Annotated in this window: 14 protein-coding genes; 3 read left to right on the forward strand and 11 right to left on the reverse strand. The window is 66.3% G+C overall.

Features of this window, described 5'->3' with window-relative positions; all coding sequences use genetic code 11:
• Positions 1–2 precede the first annotated feature (2 nt).
• The 3 genes from SPI01S_RS03030 to SPI01S_RS03040 are packed head-to-tail and all read right to left on the reverse strand — an operon-like array spanning position 3 to position 3,395.
• Positions 3–1,019 carry a phosphotransferase family protein gene (locus tag SPI01S_RS03030; protein ID WP_066717959.1) on the reverse strand — a complete coding sequence of 339 codons (1,017 nt, stop codon included), beginning with the start codon at positions 1,017–1,019 and terminating at the stop codon, positions 3–5.
• Complete coding sequence (locus tag SPI01S_RS03035; protein WP_066717960.1) at positions 1,016–2,101, reverse strand: Zn-dependent alcohol dehydrogenase; 1,086 nt, start codon at positions 2,099–2,101, stop codon at positions 1,016–1,018. The genes SPI01S_RS03030 and SPI01S_RS03035 overlap by 4 nt, the downstream gene beginning before the upstream one ends.
• Positions 2,102–2,111: 10 nt before the next feature.
• Positions 2,112–3,395, reverse strand: coding sequence for an acyl-CoA dehydrogenase family protein (locus SPI01S_RS03040; protein WP_066717961.1), 1,284 nt, complete (start codon positions 3,393–3,395; stop codon positions 2,112–2,114).
• 140 nt (positions 3,396–3,535) lie between these two features.
• Between SPI01S_RS03040 and SPI01S_RS03045 the strand changes: the two genes are divergently transcribed.
• On the forward strand, positions 3,536–4,771 hold the full coding sequence (locus SPI01S_RS03045) for a TetR/AcrR family transcriptional regulator (protein WP_066717962.1): 1,236 nt from the start codon (positions 3,536–3,538) through the stop codon (positions 4,769–4,771).
• Between the two features lie 21 nt (positions 4,772–4,792).
• On the opposite strand, the gene SPI01S_RS03050 is transcribed toward SPI01S_RS03045, so the two are convergent.
• From SPI01S_RS03050 to cyoA, 7 genes are read right to left on the reverse strand one after another with little or no spacing between them, the layout of a single operon-like run.
• A complete protein-coding gene (locus SPI01S_RS03050; RefSeq protein ID WP_066717963.1) occupies positions 4,793–5,320 on the reverse strand; it encodes a response regulator transcription factor in 528 nt (175 codons plus the stop codon).
• Positions 5,317–6,588: an ATP-binding protein gene (locus SPI01S_RS03055; protein WP_157084541.1), complete on the reverse strand. Its 1,272-nt coding sequence runs from the start codon at positions 6,586–6,588 to the stop codon at positions 5,317–5,319. The genes SPI01S_RS03050 and SPI01S_RS03055 overlap by 4 nt, the downstream gene beginning before the upstream one ends.
• Complete coding sequence (locus SPI01S_RS03060) at positions 6,585–7,250, reverse strand: SURF1 family protein (RefSeq protein WP_066717966.1); 666 nt, start codon at positions 7,248–7,250, stop codon at positions 6,585–6,587. The genes SPI01S_RS03055 and SPI01S_RS03060 overlap by 4 nt, the downstream gene beginning before the upstream one ends.
• 23 nt (positions 7,251–7,273) lie before the next feature.
• Positions 7,274–7,666, reverse strand: coding sequence for a cytochrome o ubiquinol oxidase subunit IV (gene cyoD, locus SPI01S_RS03065; RefSeq protein ID WP_066717969.1), 393 nt, complete (start codon positions 7,664–7,666; stop codon positions 7,274–7,276).
• Complete coding sequence (cyoC, locus tag SPI01S_RS03070) at positions 7,663–8,289, reverse strand: cytochrome o ubiquinol oxidase subunit III (RefSeq protein WP_066718886.1); 627 nt, start codon at positions 8,287–8,289, stop codon at positions 7,663–7,665. The genes cyoD and cyoC overlap by 4 nt, the downstream gene beginning before the upstream one ends.
• A 4-nt stretch (positions 8,290–8,293) precedes the next feature.
• Complete coding sequence (gene cyoB, locus SPI01S_RS03075; RefSeq protein ID WP_066717972.1) at positions 8,294–10,294, reverse strand: cytochrome o ubiquinol oxidase subunit I; 2,001 nt, start codon at positions 10,292–10,294, stop codon at positions 8,294–8,296.
• Between the two features lie 8 nt (positions 10,295–10,302).
• A complete protein-coding gene (gene cyoA, locus SPI01S_RS03080; RefSeq protein WP_066717974.1) occupies positions 10,303–11,436 on the reverse strand; it encodes a ubiquinol oxidase subunit II in 1,134 nt (377 codons plus the stop codon).
• A 128-nt stretch (positions 11,437–11,564) separates the two neighbouring features.
• On the opposite strand from cyoA, the gene SPI01S_RS03085 reads away from it, so the two are divergent.
• Together SPI01S_RS03085 and mazG are read left to right on the forward strand one after the other, a co-directional pair.
• Positions 11,565–12,896, forward strand: a complete 1,332-nt coding sequence (locus tag SPI01S_RS03085; protein WP_066717976.1) for an MFS transporter — start codon at positions 11,565–11,567, stop codon at positions 12,894–12,896.
• 80 nt (positions 12,897–12,976) lie between these two features.
• Positions 12,977–13,729 carry a nucleoside triphosphate pyrophosphohydrolase gene (gene mazG / locus SPI01S_RS03090; RefSeq protein WP_066717979.1) on the forward strand — a complete coding sequence of 251 codons (753 nt, stop codon included), beginning with the start codon at positions 12,977–12,979 and terminating at the stop codon, positions 13,727–13,729.
• A gap of 179 nt (positions 13,730–13,908) precedes the next feature.
• On the opposite strand, the gene hflX is transcribed toward mazG, so the two are convergent.
• Positions 13,909–15,201, reverse strand: coding sequence for a GTPase HflX (gene hflX / locus SPI01S_RS03095; protein WP_066717982.1), 1,293 nt, complete (start codon positions 15,199–15,201; stop codon positions 13,909–13,911).
• Between the last annotated feature and the right edge of the window lie 3 nt (positions 15,202–15,204).

The following is a 15,204-nucleotide window of genomic DNA, read 5'->3' on the forward strand; positions in this document are numbered from 1 at the left end:
GCTCATGCTCCAGCCCTCTGCGCAAAATGCCACGCGGCAGCAGCCAGCCCGGGCAGCCGTTCCACCGTGCTCGCGGCCTGGGCGCTCGAAGCATTGCCGTCCAGCATTCGCTTCTTGATGCCTTGCACGATGCCGGTCAGGCGGAAGAGGTTGTAGGCGAAATACCAGTCGAGGTCCGGCACGCCGTCGCGGCCGGTGGCCGCGCAATAGCGATCGACCATCGCCTCGATCGTCGGGATGCCGGTGGCGGGGCCCGCCAGCCCTTTCACGCCCGAGCGCCCTTCCGGTTCGGTCACCCAGTTCATCAGGAAATAGGAGAAATCGGCCAGGGGGTCGCCCAGCGTCGACAATTCCCAGTCGAGCACTGCCAGCACCTCCGGTCGATCGGTGGCAAAGATCATGTTGTCGATGCGATAGTCGCCGTGGACGATGCTGACCCGCGTCTGCGGCGGCACGGTGCGCGGCAGGAACGCGATCAGCGCCTCCACTTCGGGCAGGTCATCGGTCTGGCTGGCGCGATATTGCCGCGTCCAGCGTTCGACCTGGCGGGCGAAGTAATTGCCGGGCTTGCCATAATCGCCCAGCCCCACCGCCTCCGGCTCGATCCGGTGGAGCGCGGCCAGCGTATCGACGATCGCCTCGTAGATCGCCGTCCGCTCCGCCGGCGCCATGCCGGGCAGCGACCCGTCCCAGAACGTCCGGCCGTCCACCAGTTCCATCAGGTAGAAGGGCGCGCCGATCACCTGCCGGTCCTCGCACAGCGCATAGGGCCGCGCGACCGGAAAGCCCGCGGGATGCAGCGCGGCGATCAGCCGATACTCGCGCTCCACCGCATGCGCGGAGGGCAGGATCGTGCCGAAAGGCTTGCGGCGAAGCACATAGGTACCGCTGTCATTTTCAACGCGATAGGTTGGATTGCTCTGCCCGCCTGGAAACTTCGTGACCGTCACCGGCCCGGTGAAGCCGGGAACGTGCGCCGCAGCCCAGGCAGCAAGCCGGGTCTCATCGAGGTCGCTCATGCGAATTCGATCACCGAGCGGACGCTCGTGCCCTGGCGGAGCTTGTCGAGTGCCTCGTTGATCTGCGGCAGCCGGATCCGCTCGGCCACCATGGTGTCCAGATCGAGCCTGCCTTCGAGATAATGCTGGACCAGTCGCGGCATGTCGATGGGGAAGCGGGTGCTGCCCAGCAGCGAGCCCTGGATCTTCTTGCCGCTCAGGAAGCTGGGACCCGGCAGGCTCACCGACTGTCCCGGCGCGATCATGCCGAGGATCGTGGCGGTGCCGCCCCGTCGCAGGATCTGCCAGGCGAGTTCGGCAGTGGCGGGTCGCCCCACCGCTTCGATCGCATAGTGGACGCCGTCTCCGCTCACTCCCAGAACCTGCTTGGCGACGCCATCCACCATCGGATCGAAGCTGTGCGTGGCGCCCATCTTTTCGGCGAGTGCGCGCTTTTCCGGCACGGGATCGAGCGCGATAATCTGCCCCGCCCCCGCGATCTTCGCCGCATTGATCGCGGCAAGTCCGATCCCGCCCGCCCCGATCACCGCGACGCTCTCGCCGGGGCGCAGGCGGCTGTCGTTGAAGATCGAGCCCGCGCCGGTGATCACCGCGCAGCCGAGCAGGGCCGCGCGATCGAGCGGCATCTCCTTGCTGATCGCGACACAGGCATTTTCGTGCACCAGCATCATCTCTGCAAAGGCGGAGAGGTTGAGGAAGGGGGCGAGCGGCGCCCCGCCGGCGAGCTTGAGCCGGGGTTCGGCGCCCGGCGGGCGCCGCGTCGACGGATCGACGCAGAGCGAGGGCCTCCCCGTCACGCACATCTCGCAGGCGCCGCAGAACACCGTGAGGAAGGTGACGACATGATCCCCGGGCCGGAGATGCGCGACATCCGATCCCACTGCCTCCACCACGCCCGCAGCCTCATGACCCGGCACGGTCGGCACCGGATGCGGGAAGGCGCCATCGACGAAATGAAGGTCCGATCGGCACACGCCCACCGCGGCCGTGCGGATCAGCACCTCCCGCGGGCCCGGCCTGGACACCTCCACCTCCTCGATGACGAGCGGCGTCTTTGCTTCGAACAGGACGGCTGCTTTCATCCTCCGCCTCCTAGCGACTGACGCCGAGGTCGCCGGACGAGGCGCGATCCGCCTTGAAGTCGGCATATCTGCCGAACTCCGCACGGGCGATCGCGCGGGCATGGACCTCGTCGGGCCCGTCGGCGAGCCGCAGCGTGCGGATGCTGCCCCAGTTGTGCGCGAGATCGAAATCGTCGCTCACCCCGGCGCCGCCATGCGCCTGGATGGCATCGTCCAGGATCTGCAGCGCCATGTTCGGCGCCTGCACCTTGATCATCGCGATCTCGAGCTGGGCGGCCTTGTTGCCAGCCTTGTCCATCATGTCCGCCGCCTTCAGGCAGAGCAGCCGCGTCATCTCGATGTCGATCCGCGCCCGGGCGACGCGCTGTTCCCAGATCGAATGGTCCGCAATGCGCTTCCCGAAGGCGACCCGGCTGACGAGGCGCTTGGCCATCGCCCCGATCGCCTCTTCCGCGACCCCGATCGTTCGCATGCAATGGTGGATGCGCCCGGGCCCGAGGCGGCCTTGCGCGATCTCGAAACCGCGCCCCTCGCCGAGCAACAGATTGTCCGCCGGCACACGCACGTCGCGCAGCACGATCTCGGCATGGCCGTGCGGCGCGTGATCATACCCGAACACCGAAAGCATCCGCTCGATGGTCACGCCGGGGGTGTCGAGCGGCACCAGGATCATGCTCTGCTGGGCGTGCTTGGCGGCGCCGACATCGGTCTTGCCCATCAGGATGGCGATCCTGCAGCGCGGATCGCCCGCGCCCGAGGACCACCATTTGCGCCCGTTGATCACATAATGATCACCGTCGCGCTCGATCCGCGTCTCGATGTTGGTCGCGTCGGAAGAGGCGACCGCCGGCTCGGTCATCAGGAAGGCCGATCGGATCTCGCCGTGCATCAGCGGCGCCAGCCACGCGTCCTTCTGGGCCCGCGTGCCGTAGCGATGCAGCACTTCCATGTTGCCGGTATCGGGCGCGGAGCAGTTGAACACCTCCGACGCCCAGCCAACCCGGCCCATCTCTTCCGCGCACAGCGCATATTCCAGATTGGTGAGTTGCTCGCCTTCGAACACGAAGCTGTCGTCGACATGCGGTCGCCCGGATTGCGGCGGCATGAAGAAATTCCACAGGCCCGCGGCCTTGGCACGCGCCTTCACCTGCTCCAGAACCGGGTTGACAGCCCAGCGGTCCCCGGCGGCCGCGGCCGCGCGATAATCGGCGTCACGCGGCCGAACCTCGGCATCGATAAAGGCCTTCACCCGATCGCGGAAATGGGTCTCGCGCGCGTTCAGCGTGAAGTCCATGGCATCGCTCTCCTGTCACTCTTTGACCAAGGCTTAGCCCGTACCCGATATTCGGTAAAGGGTGGCCACCGATCAAATTCGCGACATACCCGCTTCAAAAAACCGTTTTGGCGCGCGACGGAAACGGCTAAGCTGGCGCGATGCAATCGCCGCCCAAGATCGAGACCACGAATACGAAACGGTTCCAGGCCAAGCGCGACGCCATCCTCGCCGCCGCCGCCGCCGCCATCAACGAGCAGAGCGCGAAAGGCATGACCTTCGCCGACGTCGCGCGGCGCGTCGGCCTCAACACCACGTCGGTAACCTATTATTTCAAGCGCAAGGAAGACCTTGCCGCCGCCGCGTTCGAGCAGACGCTGGCCTGGCTGGACGCGATCCTCGACCAGGCGCTCGCCGAGCCCACGCCGGAGGCGCGCGTCGCCCGCTTCCTCGCCACCAACATGGAACGGCTGGCGCGCATCGGCCGCGGCGAGGAACAGGCAGTCGCCATCCTCTCGGACCTGCGCGCAATGGAGGAGCCGCTGAAGGGCAAGCTGCTGACCGGCTGGCGCAATGTCTTCCGCAAGACGCGCAGCCTGTGGGGCAGCGAAGGCTCCCGCGCCGAGACCGACCTGCGTGGCGCACGTGCGCATGTGCTGCTGGAGAACAGCTTCTGGCTGAACGCGTGGATGTCACGCTACGAGATCGACGAATATCCGCGGGTCGAGGCACGGCTGATGGACGTGTTTCGTCACGGCATCGCCGCACCGGGGCAGGTCTGGACGCCCGAACTGTTCGAACTCGTGCACGAGGAGCCTGAGCCCGGCCGCGAGGCGTTTCTGCTGGCCGCCACGCGGCTGATCAACGAACTCGGCTATCGCGGCGCCTCGGTGCAGCGGATCGCCTCGGAGCTCAATGTCACCAAGGGAAGCTTCTATCACCATCTCGATGCCAAGGACGACCTGGTCATCGCCTGCTACAAGCGCAGCTTCGACATCCTTGCCGATGCGCAGCGGCTGGCGGAAAGCCACGCCGGCACCCAGTGGCAGCGCATCGAAAGCACGCTGGCCACGCTGCTCGACTACCAATTTTCGGAGCGCGGGCCGCTCCTCCGCACCACCGCGCTTTCCGGCTTGCCGCCGCATGTCCGCAACACGATGCTCGATCGATCAAACCGGATCGCGCGGCGCTTCGCCGGCATGCTGTCCGACGGCATCGCCGAGGGTACGATCCGCTCGATCGACCCGCTGGTCGCCAGCCAGGCGTTGATGGCGCTGCAGAACGCCGCGTTCGACATGCGCAAATGGGCAGGCACCATGCCGCGCGACCGTGCGGTGGCCTTTTACGCGTCCACCCTCGCCTTCGGCCTGTTCGACGATCGCGTGCTGCGCGGCTGAGGCCGCGGCCGCAGGCTCCCGCTAGAGGTGCTTCTTGTCGAGCTTTCGCGCCAGCGTTCGGCGATGGAGGCCCAGGCGCCGCGCCGCTTCGGACAGGTTGTAGTTGGTGTCCGCCAGCGTCTGGTGGATATGCTCCCATTCGAGCGTCTTGATCGAGGTAGGTCGCGCCTTGAGCTCGGTATCGACATCGCCGTCGACGCGATCGAACGCTGCTTCGATGTCGTCGGTGTTGGCCGGCTTCATCAGATAGTTGGTGGCCCCCAGCTTCACCGCCTCCACCGCCGTGCTGATGCTGGCGAAGCCGGTCAGCACGACGATCCGCATCGCCGCGTCGATCTCGTGCAGCTGCTTGACACAGGCAAGGCCCGAACTGCCACCGAGCCGCAGGTCCACCACCGCGCGATCGGGCTCGAACTGCCGGGCGAGCGCCTCCAGATCCTCGGGCCCGTTGCGGACCTCCACCGTGTAGCCGCGTCGCTCGAAGGACCGGCCCAGGGTGCGGGCGAAAACCACATCATCTTCCACGATCAATAACTTATGTGCGGTCATTCGCTTTCGTCCTCAAGTGCGAGAGCAGCCTCGGGCACGCGCAGCATCACCTCCGCACCGCCCGTTTCGCAGTTGCGCGCCGTCAGCGTGCCGCCCAGCGTGCGTAGTACATTATGGGTCAGGAACAGCCCCAGCCCGGCGCCCTGCATGCCCTTGCTGCTGTTATAGGGGTCGCCGATCCGCGGGAGAATGTCGGCAGGAAAGCCCCGCCCGTCGTCACGCACCGCCAGCACCAGTGCGTCGTCCTGCTGCGCGATCGACAGCCGGATGTGGGTCGCGCCCGCCTCCACTGCATTGTCGAGCAGATTGACGATCGACTGCCCCAGTGCGCGATCGGCGACGATCGGCAGGTCGCTGCCGAGGCGGTAGTCGAGGATCACGCTGTCGTTGCGCGGCCAGCCTTCCACCAGTCCGGTGACGAACCGCCGGAGCGTGGTGCGCTCGGGCGACTCGCCGCTGATCTCGCCCGCCGCGAACAGGATCCCGGCGACGATCGCCTTGCAGCGTGCGACCTCTGCCTGCATGTCCGCCACCTCGGCGCTGAGCTGCGGATCCTGCGCGATCTTCTTGTCCGCACGCCAGTCGCCCAGCGCGACGGAGATCGACGCGAGCGGCGTTCCCAGTTCGTGCGCCGCGCCGCTGGCGAGCAGCCCCATGCGCACGATATGCTCCTCTTCGGCCGCGCGCTGGCGAAGCTCGGCAAGGCGCGCGTCACGATCGCGCAGATTGCGCGCGATGCGGGTGACGAACTGGACGATCAGCGTCGCCGTCAGCGTGTAGTTGAACCACAGCGCGAAGAGGAACGGGCCCGAGAGCGATGTGGCGAGCATCGGCGGCAAGGGCAGCGGCCGGTGCACGATCGCCAGCACCGCGAAGGCCGAGCTGGTGAGCAGCACCAACACCCAGCTCGATCCCGTTTCCAGCAGCACGGCACCCAGCACCACCTGCAGCAGGTAGAGCGAGACGAAGGGATTGGTGGCGCCGCCGCTGAGGTAGAGCAGCACGGTGAGGCATGCGACGTCCACCAGCAGCCCGGCCATGACCTGCGCATTGGTGGCGGGGCGCAGCGCGCGCGCCGGATACATCGCCAGGTTCAAGGCTACCAGCACGCCGACCGTGAGGAGCATCGGCACCAGCGGCAGGCGCACGCCGAAGAACAGATGGACGCCGAGGATCGTCGTCAGCTGCCCCAGCACCGCCAGCCAGCGCAACTGGACCAGCAGCAGCAGGTTGCGGCGGGCGGCTTCCTCCGGCGTCGCCGTGGTCATGCGTCTCCACGCCCGCGCCATGCCCACCATGCAAACCAGGCGGTCAGCAGGGCGAGGCCGAACCAGGTCAGCGCGTAGACGAGATGGTTGTTGGGGAAACGGACGACCGTCATGCCGCCCCGCGGCCAGCCATCGCCGCTACGATCGGCGTCGATGAAATAGGGCGCGAGCTGCGGAAGCCCCCGCCCCATTGCACCCACGTCGCGCGAATACCAGCGGTCGGCAGCGGGATCGTTGGCGCGCAGAAAGCCGCCCTTGGGTTCGCTCAGGCGCAGCAGACCGGAAACACTGACCGGCTTCGCGCCTGCCGACGTGCAGTCCGGCAAGGACCGGCCTTCCGGCAGGAACCCGCGATTTACGAAGACCGTAAAGCCCCGATCGGTGACGAGCGGTGTCATCACCCATTTGCCAGGACCGAGATCGGTGACAGCCTGCGCGAGCTTCGTGCGGCAGGGAAGATAATAGCCGGTGGCGCGTACACGGCGGTAGGTCGCCTCGGTGGTGATGCCTGCCCATTCGGCGGGCCCCGGGGCGGGACCCGGCGCCGTGGCCAGCCCCCGCTCTACCCGGTCGATCAATGCCAGCTTCCAGGCGCGTCGCTCGACCTGCCAGATGCCGAGGCCGAGAAGGATGGCGATCAGCGGCAGCAGCGCGATCGCCATCCCGTTGCGGGAAGCCGGCCGGCTCACATGCCGGCGCCGGAAGCCATCCCGGGCATCATGTTGAGGTTCATGTTGTACATCACCCACAGCGAGCCCGCGAGCGCGATGACGATGATGATGATCGTGAACACCAGCGCCATCAGGGTCCAGCCCTGCTCCGACTTGCTGTTCATGTGGAGGAAGTAGATCATGTGGACGACGATCTGCACCATCGCCAGCGCCGCGCAGACCGCCACCGCCACGCGGGTGTCGACGATCCAGCCGCCCATAACGATCCCGAAGGGGATCGCGGTGAGGACGACCGAGAGCAGGAAGCCGGTGATGTAGCCGCCGCGGGTCGAGTGCGGCGCGTCATGGCCATGATCATGCCCGTGGGCGTGGGTGTGGCCGGCGTGGCCGTGGGTGTCCGCGCTCATCGCATGGCTCCAAACAGATAGACGAAGGTGAACACGCCGATCCAGATCACGTCCAGGAAGTGCCAGAACAGCGACAGGCACTGCAGGCGACGGACGTTGGCCGGGATCAGGCCCTTGCGGCCGATCTGCACCATCAGCGTGAACAGCCAGATCAGGCCGAAAGTGACGTGCAGGCCGTGGGTGCCCACCAGGGTGAAGAACGAGGAGAGGAACGCCGAACGCCAGGGGCCGGCGCCCTCATGGATCAGCTCCGAGAACTCATAGAGCTCGATGCCCAGGAAGGCGGCGCCGAACAGCGCGGTCAGCAGCAGCCAGGCCTGGACGGCGCCCTTGCGCTGTTCCTGCATGGCAATCATCGCGAAGCCGTAGGTGATCGACGAGAACAGCAGCATCGCCGTGTTCACCGCCACCAGCGGCAGCTTGAACAGTTCGTGGGAGGTAGGGCCTCCCGCGAAGCTGGTGCCATAGACGCCCCAGGCCGCGAACAGCATCGCGAAGATGAGGCAGTCGCTCATCAGGTACATCCAGAAGCCGAGCAGCGTGCTGCCGCCGGGTTCGTGATGCTCCTCCTCGAGCTGGTAGAAGACGGGCGTGTCCCCCGTCGGTACGGTCGTGGCGCTCATCGCGTCAGGCTCCCAGGCGCGCGAGCACCGTGGTGCGCGCATTCTCGGTTTCGGTCACTTCTTCTGCGGAGATGTAGAAGTCGCGATCATAGTTGAAGGTATGGACGATCGCCGTGACGAGCAGACCCAGGAAGGCCGCTGCCGCGAGCCACCAGATGTACCAGATCATCGCGAAGCCGACGACGAGCGAGAAGCCCGCGAGGATGATGCCGGTGCCGGTGTTCTTGGGCATGTGGATCGGCAGATAGCCGGTGATCGGACGCTTCGCGCCGCGCGCCTTCATGTCGTACCAGGCATCCAGGTCGTGGATAACGGGCGAGAACGCGAAGTTGTAGGCCGGCGGCGGCGACGAGGTCGCCCATTCCAGCGTGCGCGCGTTCCACGGATCGCCGCTGTCGTCGCGCAGCGCCTCGCGGTTACGGATGCTGACGAAGATCTGCATCAGGAAGGCAGCGATGCCGACTGCGATGATCGCGGCGCCGATCGCGGCGACGACGAACCAGATCTGCAGGCTCGGATCCTCGAAGTGGCGCAGGCGACGGGTCACGCCCATCAGGCCGAGGACGTAGAGCGGCGTGAACGCCACCCAGAAGCCCACCACCCAGCACCAGAAGGAGACCAGGCCCCACTTCTTGTCGAGCTTGAAGCCGAACGCCTTCGGCCACCAGTAGTTGATGCCGGCAAACAGGCCGAACAGCACGCCGCCGATGATCACGTTGTGGAAGTGCGCCACCAGGAACAGCGAGTTGTGCAGCACGAAGTCGGCCGGGGGCACCGCGAGCATCACGCCGGTCATGCCACCGATCACGAAGGTCAGCATGAACGCGACGGTCCACATCATCGGCAGTTCGAAGCGGATGCGGCCCTTGTACATGGTGAACAGCCAGTTGAAGATCTTGGCACCCGTCGGGATCGAGATGATCATCGTGGTGATGCCGAAGAAGCTGTTCACGCTTGCGCCCGAGCCCATCGTGAAGAAGTGGTGCAGCCAGACGAGGTACGACAGGATGGTGATGACCAGCACGGCGTAGACCATCGAGGTATAGCCGAACAGGCGCTTGCCGGAGAAGGTCGAGGTGACTTCCGAGAAGATGCCGAACGCCGGCAGGATCAGGATGTAGACTTCCGGGTGACCCCAGATCCAGATCATGTTCACGTACATCATCGGGTTGCCGCCGCCGGTGTTCGTGAAGAACTGGGTGCCGACATAGCGATCGAGGCTGAGCATCGCGAGCACCGCGGTGAGCACCGGGAAGGCGGCGACGATCAGGATGTTGGTGGCAAGCGCGGTCCAGGTGAAGATCGGCATCTTCATCAGGCCCATGCCCGGGGCGCGCATCTTGACGATCGTGGCGACGAGGTTGACGCCCGACAGCAAGGTACCCACGCCCGCGATCTGCAAGGCCCAGATATAATAGTCGACACCGACGTCCGGCGAGTAATCGAGGCCCGACAGCGGCGCCATCGCCAGCCAGCCGGTCCGCGCGAACTCACCGATGAACAGGCTGGCCATCACCAGCGCCGCACCGGCCGCCGTCATCCAGAAGCTGAAATTGTTCAGGAACGGGAAGCTGACGTCGCGCGCGCCGATCTGCAGCGGCACCACGAAGTTCATCAGGCCGGTGACGAACGGCATCGCCACGAAGAAGATCATGATCACGCCGTGCGCGGTGAAGATCTGATCATAGTGGTGCGAATTGAGATAGCCTTCGTTGGCGCCGAACGCCATCGACTGCTGGAGACGCATCATGATCGCGTCGGCAAAGCCGCGCAGCAGCATCACCAGGCCCAGCACCATGTACATGATGCCGATGCGCTTGTGATCGACGGTGGTGAACCACTCCTTCCAGAGATAGCCCCACAGGCGGAAATAGGTCAGCGCGCCAACCAGCGCGATGCCACCGAGTGCGACGCCCGCGAAGGTCGCCACGACGATCGGCTCGTGGATCGGCAGGCTCTCGATGGAGAGCCGACCGAAGATCATCTTGATCAAGGTGTCAGACATGGGAGTGCTCAAGCCTCGCCCGCCGCCGCGCGACCGGGATAGGCCGGCGCGTCCATGCGGGTCATGTTACGGTTCGAATCCGCGCCGGGTTCGCTGTGGCCGGCGGGAGCTCCGTGCGGATGGGTCAGGTGCGGACTGGTCTTCATTTCATCCGGCGACTTCATCAGCGCGCCATCGGCGCCATCGCCCGAACGGTTGTTTACCGCAGGCGCAACTTCCTGGGCACCCGCACCATGGTGCATCATGTGGCCGCCGCAGGTCGTGCCGGGCTTCACGCACATCTGGACGATGCGGTCGAACAGACCGGCCTCGATCGCGCCGAAGTGCATCGCCGGCACCTTCTCGCTCGGCTTTTCGAGCGTGAGATACTGCGCAGCATCGAGCGAACCACCGCTGGCCTTGGTCTTGGCGACCCACTGGTCGAAGCCCGCATTGTCCACCGACAGGGTCGGGAAGCGCATGTCGGAGAAGCCGGCGCCGCTATAGTTGGCGCTCACGCCCTCGAAGGTGCCGACGCGGTTCATCACCGCGTGGAGCTTCGTCTCCATGCCCGGCATGGTGTAGATCATGCCCGCCATCGCCGGCACGTAGAAGGTGTTCATCACGCTCGACGAGGTCAGGCGGAAGCGCACCTGGCGATCGGCCGGCAGCACCAGCTCATTGACCGTGGCGACGCCCTGCTCGGGATAGATGAACAGCCACTTCCAGTCGAGCGAGACGACCTGGATCTCCAGCGGCTCCTGGCCGGCCGGGATCGGCTTGCCCGGGGCGATGCGGTCCAGCGGCCGATACGGGTCCAGCTGGTGCGTGGTCAGCCAGGTCAGCGCGCCGAGCGCGATGATGATCAGCAGCGGCGCCGACCAGATGACCAGCTCGATCCGCGTCGAGTGATCCCAGTCGGGCTTGTATTCCGACTCGGTGTTGCTCGCACGGTACTTGACCGCGAAAACCACCGTCAGGATCATCACCGGCACGATGATGAGCAGCATCAAAAAGACGGACCAGAGGATCAGATCGGCTTGCTGCCGTGCAACATCGCCGGACGGATTCATCACCACAAGGTCGCACCCGCCGAGGATCAGCGGGGCAGCGAGGGTAGCGATCAAGGCCGTCGGCCTGAGGGCGCGACGGAACGGGGTCATGGATCGAAACATAGCGGCCGCGAGTTAGGAGTGGTTGTGCGGGCGCGAAATAGGACAATTTGTCCCATGGCTGCAACCCGAGACTTTCCCTAGGTGCTTTCCCCAAAGCTTTGCGGTAGACATATCCCATGGCCAATGCTCAGCTTGGTTCGACGCAGATCGAACATGACGCCCGCCTGATCAACACCTCGCACGGTGAAGATCACCTCCGCCCCGGCGATATCGCCATCGGCGTGGTCATCGGGCGAACGTCCGAGTTTTTCGACTTCTTCGTGTATGCGATCGCATCGGTGCTGGTGTTCCCGGCGCTGGTGTTTCCCTACATGGATCGGGTGACCGGCACCCTCTGGTCGTTCGCCTTGTTCCCGCTGGCCTTCATCGCCCGTCCTATCGGCACACAGATCTTCATGCGCATTGACCGCCGTCATGGACGCGGCGCGAAACTCACCCTCGCGCTGTTCCTGCTGGGCACCGCGACGGTGACGATGGCATTCCTGCCCGGATACGCGCAGGTTGGCGCATGGTCGGCCATCCTGCTCGCCGCGCTTCGGATCCTGCAGGGCATCGCCTTGGGTGGCGCCTGGGACGGCCTCGCCTCGCTGCTTGCGCTCAACGCGCCGCCCGCGCGTCGCGGCTGGTACGCGATGGTGCCGCAGCTCGGCGCCCCGCTTGGCCTGATCGTTGCAAGCGGCCTGTTCGCCTATTTCCTCGGCGCGCTCGACTCGGCCGACTTCATGAGCTGGGGCTGGCGCTACCCGTTCTTCGTCGCCTTCGCGCTCAACGTGGTGGCGCTGTTCGCCCGCCTGCGCATGGTCGTCGCGCCCGAATATGTGAAGCTGTTCGAAAGCCGCGAGCTGACCCCGTCGCGTGTCACCGCGACGATCAAGGCGCAGTGGCGCAACATCATCATCGGTGCCTTCGCCCCGCTGGCGAGCTTTGCGCTCTTCCACATGGTCACCGTGTTCCCGCTCTCCTGGATCGCGCTCTACACGACCGAGGACATGACGCGCTTCCTGTGGATCGAGGTCGGCGCCGCCGCCTGCGGTCTGGTCGCGATCGTGATCTCGGGTATCCTCGCCGACCGGATCGGTCGCCGCTCGCTGCTCGGCTACACCGCCGCTGCGATCGCCGCCTATTCGGGCTTCGCGCCGCAGTTGCTCGAGCGCGGCAATGCCGGCGAAACGGTGTTCATGGTGCTTGGCTTCATCCTCCTCGGCCTGGCGTTCGGCCAGTCCTCGGGGGCGGTCGCGAGCAACTTCCCGAAGCGCGCCCGCTATACCGGGGCGGCGCTGACCTCGGACCTCGCCTGGCTGTTCGGCGCCGGCTTCGCGCCGCTCGCCGCGCTGCTGCTGGCCAGCAACTGGGGCGTGATCGCCTCGGGCCTGTACCTGCTCTCGGGTGCCGCCGGCACGCTGATCGCGCTCTACTTCAACAAGGAGCTCGGGCGCCGGCTCGACTGAGCTTGACCGTACGGCTTGCCTAAGCTGCGTGCGATCTCCAAAGGCCTCCTGTCCGCACCCGCGTTCAGGAGGCCTTTTTCATGACGTCCCCCACCGGCATCGATCGCCTGATCGCCATCATGGAACGGCTGCGCGATCCGGAACGTGGCTGTGAGTGGGACGTCGCCCAGACCTTCGAGACCATCGCGCCCTACACGATCGAGGAAGCCTATGAGGTCGCCGACGCGATCGAGCGCGGCGATATCGCCGAACTGAAGGACGAGCTGGGCGACCTGCTGCTCCAGGTGGTATTCCATGCCCGCATCGCCGAGGAATCCGGCCAGTTCGCGCTGGCGGACGTGGTCACCTCGATCAGCGACAAGATGGAACGTCGCCACCCGCATATCTTCGGCGACGTTGCCGAGGGCGGCCATCACCTGTGGGAAGTCATCAAGGCCGAGGAGCGCGGCGCCAAGGGCGCGTCGAGCGCGCTCGACGGCGTCGCGATCGGCCTGCCCGCGCTGCTCCGCGCCGAGAAGCTCCAGAAGCGCGCGGCGCGCACCGGCTTCGACTGGCCGGATGCGACGGGCGCGCGGGAGAAGATCCTTGAGGAATTGGAGGAGGTCGAGACGGCCGAGAACGACGCGCATCGCGCCGAAGAGGTGGGCGACTTGCTGTTTGCGGTGGTGAACTTCGCCCGCAAGCTGGGCGTGGAGCCCGAGGCGGCGCTGCGCGCGGCGAACGGCAAGTTCGAGCGGCGCTTCAAGGCGATGGAAGATCGCGCCGGCGAGGCGTTCGTGGGGCTGGACCTGGAGGGCAAGGAAGCGCTTTGGCAGGTGGTGAAGCGGGGGTGAAGGGGTTCGGCTCTCCCGGCCGCCTCAACCTCTTAGCTGTCATCCCGGCGAAAGCCGGGATCCATTCGCCTCTCGCTTGAAGCAAGAGCCTCGACGGAGTGCCAATGGATTGCGGCTTTCGCCGGAATGACGGCGTGAGATAAGTCTGCAAAAGCCAAGACGTCGAGAGCGTTTGCTCCCTACCCCCGCGTGACGAACCGCTCATAATCGCGCGGCGCCATCCGCACTTCGTACACCGCCTGCTCGTCTTCGATATGCTGCTCGATGACGTCGCCATGCTGGTGCAGCCATGCCGCCCCGGCGCCATCGGCCGGATCGAGCCGCAAGGTATAGCGGCGATGCCCCTCGGTAAGCCGGGCGGCCACGCCTTCGACCAGCGCGTCGACGCCCTCGCCCGTCAGCGCCGAAATCACCCGGACCTCGTCAGTGCGGCGTGCCGCAGTTGCCATGGCGTCCTCGCGCTGCTCCTCGTCGAGCAGGTCGAGCTTGTTCCACGCCTCGAAGCGCGGGGTATGCTCGGACACGCCGATTTCCTGCAGCACCTTCTCCACATCCGCGCGCTGCGCCTCGGTATCGGGATGCGCGATGTCGCGGACATGGATCAGCAGGTCGGCCGAGACCACCTCTTCCAGCGTCGCCTTGAACGCGGCGACCAGCTGGGTCGGCAGTTCGGAGACGAAGCCCACCGTGTCCGACAGGATCGCCTTGTCGATGCCGGGCAGCGAGATCTGCCGCAGCGTCGGGTCGAGCGTTGCGAACAGCAGGTTCTCCGCCATCACCTCGGCGCCGGTCAGCCGGTTGAACAGCGTCGACTTGCCCGCATTGGTATAGCCGACCAGCGCGACCACCGGCCAGGGCGCGCGCTGGCGCCGGTCGCGGTGGAGCGTACGGGTACGGCTGACCTGGTCGAGCTCGCGCCGCAGCCGCGCCATGCGATCACGGATCAGTCGGCGGTCGGCTTCGATCTGGGTCTCGCCCGGGCCGCCGAGAAAGCCGAAGCCGCCGCGCTGCCGCTCGAGATGGGTCCAGCTGCGGACCAGCCGACCCGCCTGGTAATCGAGGTGGGCGAGTTCAACCTGCAGCCGCCCCTCGGCGGTACGGGCGCGCTCGCCGAAGATTTCGAGGATCAGGCCGGTGCGGTCAATCACCTTGCAGCCCAGCGCGGTCTCGAGGTTGCGCTGCTGCACCGGCGTAAGGCCGGCGTCGAACACCGCGAGCTGGAGTTCGCCGTCGCGGACCGTCTCGGCCAGGGCTTCCACCTGACCCGAGCCGATCAGCGTACCCGGCTTGGGCTGGCGCAGTCGAACGGCGACCCGCTCGACCACGTCGACGCCGATCGCCGCGGCGAGGCCGGCAGTTTCCTCCAGCCGCGCCTCGGCGTCGCGCGAGCTTCCGCCCATGTCGGGATAGACGACAAGCGCGCGTGCGCCCCGCGCGAATTCGTCGGGGTCGCGCTCGAAACCAGTGCTCATGCG

The organism is Sphingomonas pituitosa NBRC 102491, assembly GCF_001598435.1.
In the GTDB taxonomy this organism is placed as follows: Bacteria; Pseudomonadota; Alphaproteobacteria; order Sphingomonadales; family Sphingomonadaceae; genus Sphingomonas; species Sphingomonas pituitosa.

Coding starts and splice junctions, on each gene's coding strand:
- mazG (WP_066717979.1), top strand. CDS start 12,977: ATGACGTCCCCCACCGGCATCGATCGCCTGATCGCCATCATGGAACGG.
- SPI01S_RS03055 (WP_157084541.1), bottom strand. CDS start 6,588: ATGACCACGGCGACGCCGGAGGAAGCCGCCCGCCGCAACCTGCTGCTG.
- cyoB (WP_066717972.1), bottom strand. CDS start 10,294: ATGTCTGACACCTTGATCAAGATGATCTTCGGTCGGCTCTCCATCGAG.
- SPI01S_RS03040 (WP_066717961.1), bottom strand. CDS start 3,395: ATGGACTTCACGCTGAACGCGCGCGAGACCCATTTCCGCGATCGGGTG.
- SPI01S_RS03030 (WP_066717959.1), bottom strand. CDS start 1,019: ATGAGCGACCTCGATGAGACCCGGCTTGCTGCCTGGGCTGCGGCGCAC.
- cyoA (WP_066717974.1), bottom strand. CDS start 11,436: ATGACCCCGTTCCGTCGCGCCCTCAGGCCGACGGCCTTGATCGCTACC.
- cyoC (WP_066718886.1), bottom strand. CDS start 8,289: ATGAGCGCCACGACCGTACCGACGGGGGACACGCCCGTCTTCTACCAG.
- SPI01S_RS03035 (WP_066717960.1), bottom strand. CDS start 2,101: ATGAAAGCAGCCGTCCTGTTCGAAGCAAAGACGCCGCTCGTCATCGAG.
- SPI01S_RS03085 (WP_066717976.1), top strand. CDS start 11,565: ATGGCCAATGCTCAGCTTGGTTCGACGCAGATCGAACATGACGCCCGC.
- SPI01S_RS03060 (WP_066717966.1), bottom strand. CDS start 7,250: ATGGCGATCGCGCTGCTGCCGCTGATCGCCATCCTTCTCGGCCTCGGC.
- hflX (WP_066717982.1), bottom strand. CDS start 15,201: ATGAGCACTGGTTTCGAGCGCGACCCCGACGAATTCGCGCGGGGCGCA.
- SPI01S_RS03045 (WP_066717962.1), top strand. CDS start 3,536: ATGCAATCGCCGCCCAAGATCGAGACCACGAATACGAAACGGTTCCAG.
- SPI01S_RS03050 (WP_066717963.1), bottom strand. CDS start 5,320: ATGACCGCACATAAGTTATTGATCGTGGAAGATGATGTGGTTTTCGCC.
- cyoD (WP_066717969.1), bottom strand. CDS start 7,666: ATGAGCGCGGACACCCACGGCCACGCCGGCCACACCCACGCCCACGGG.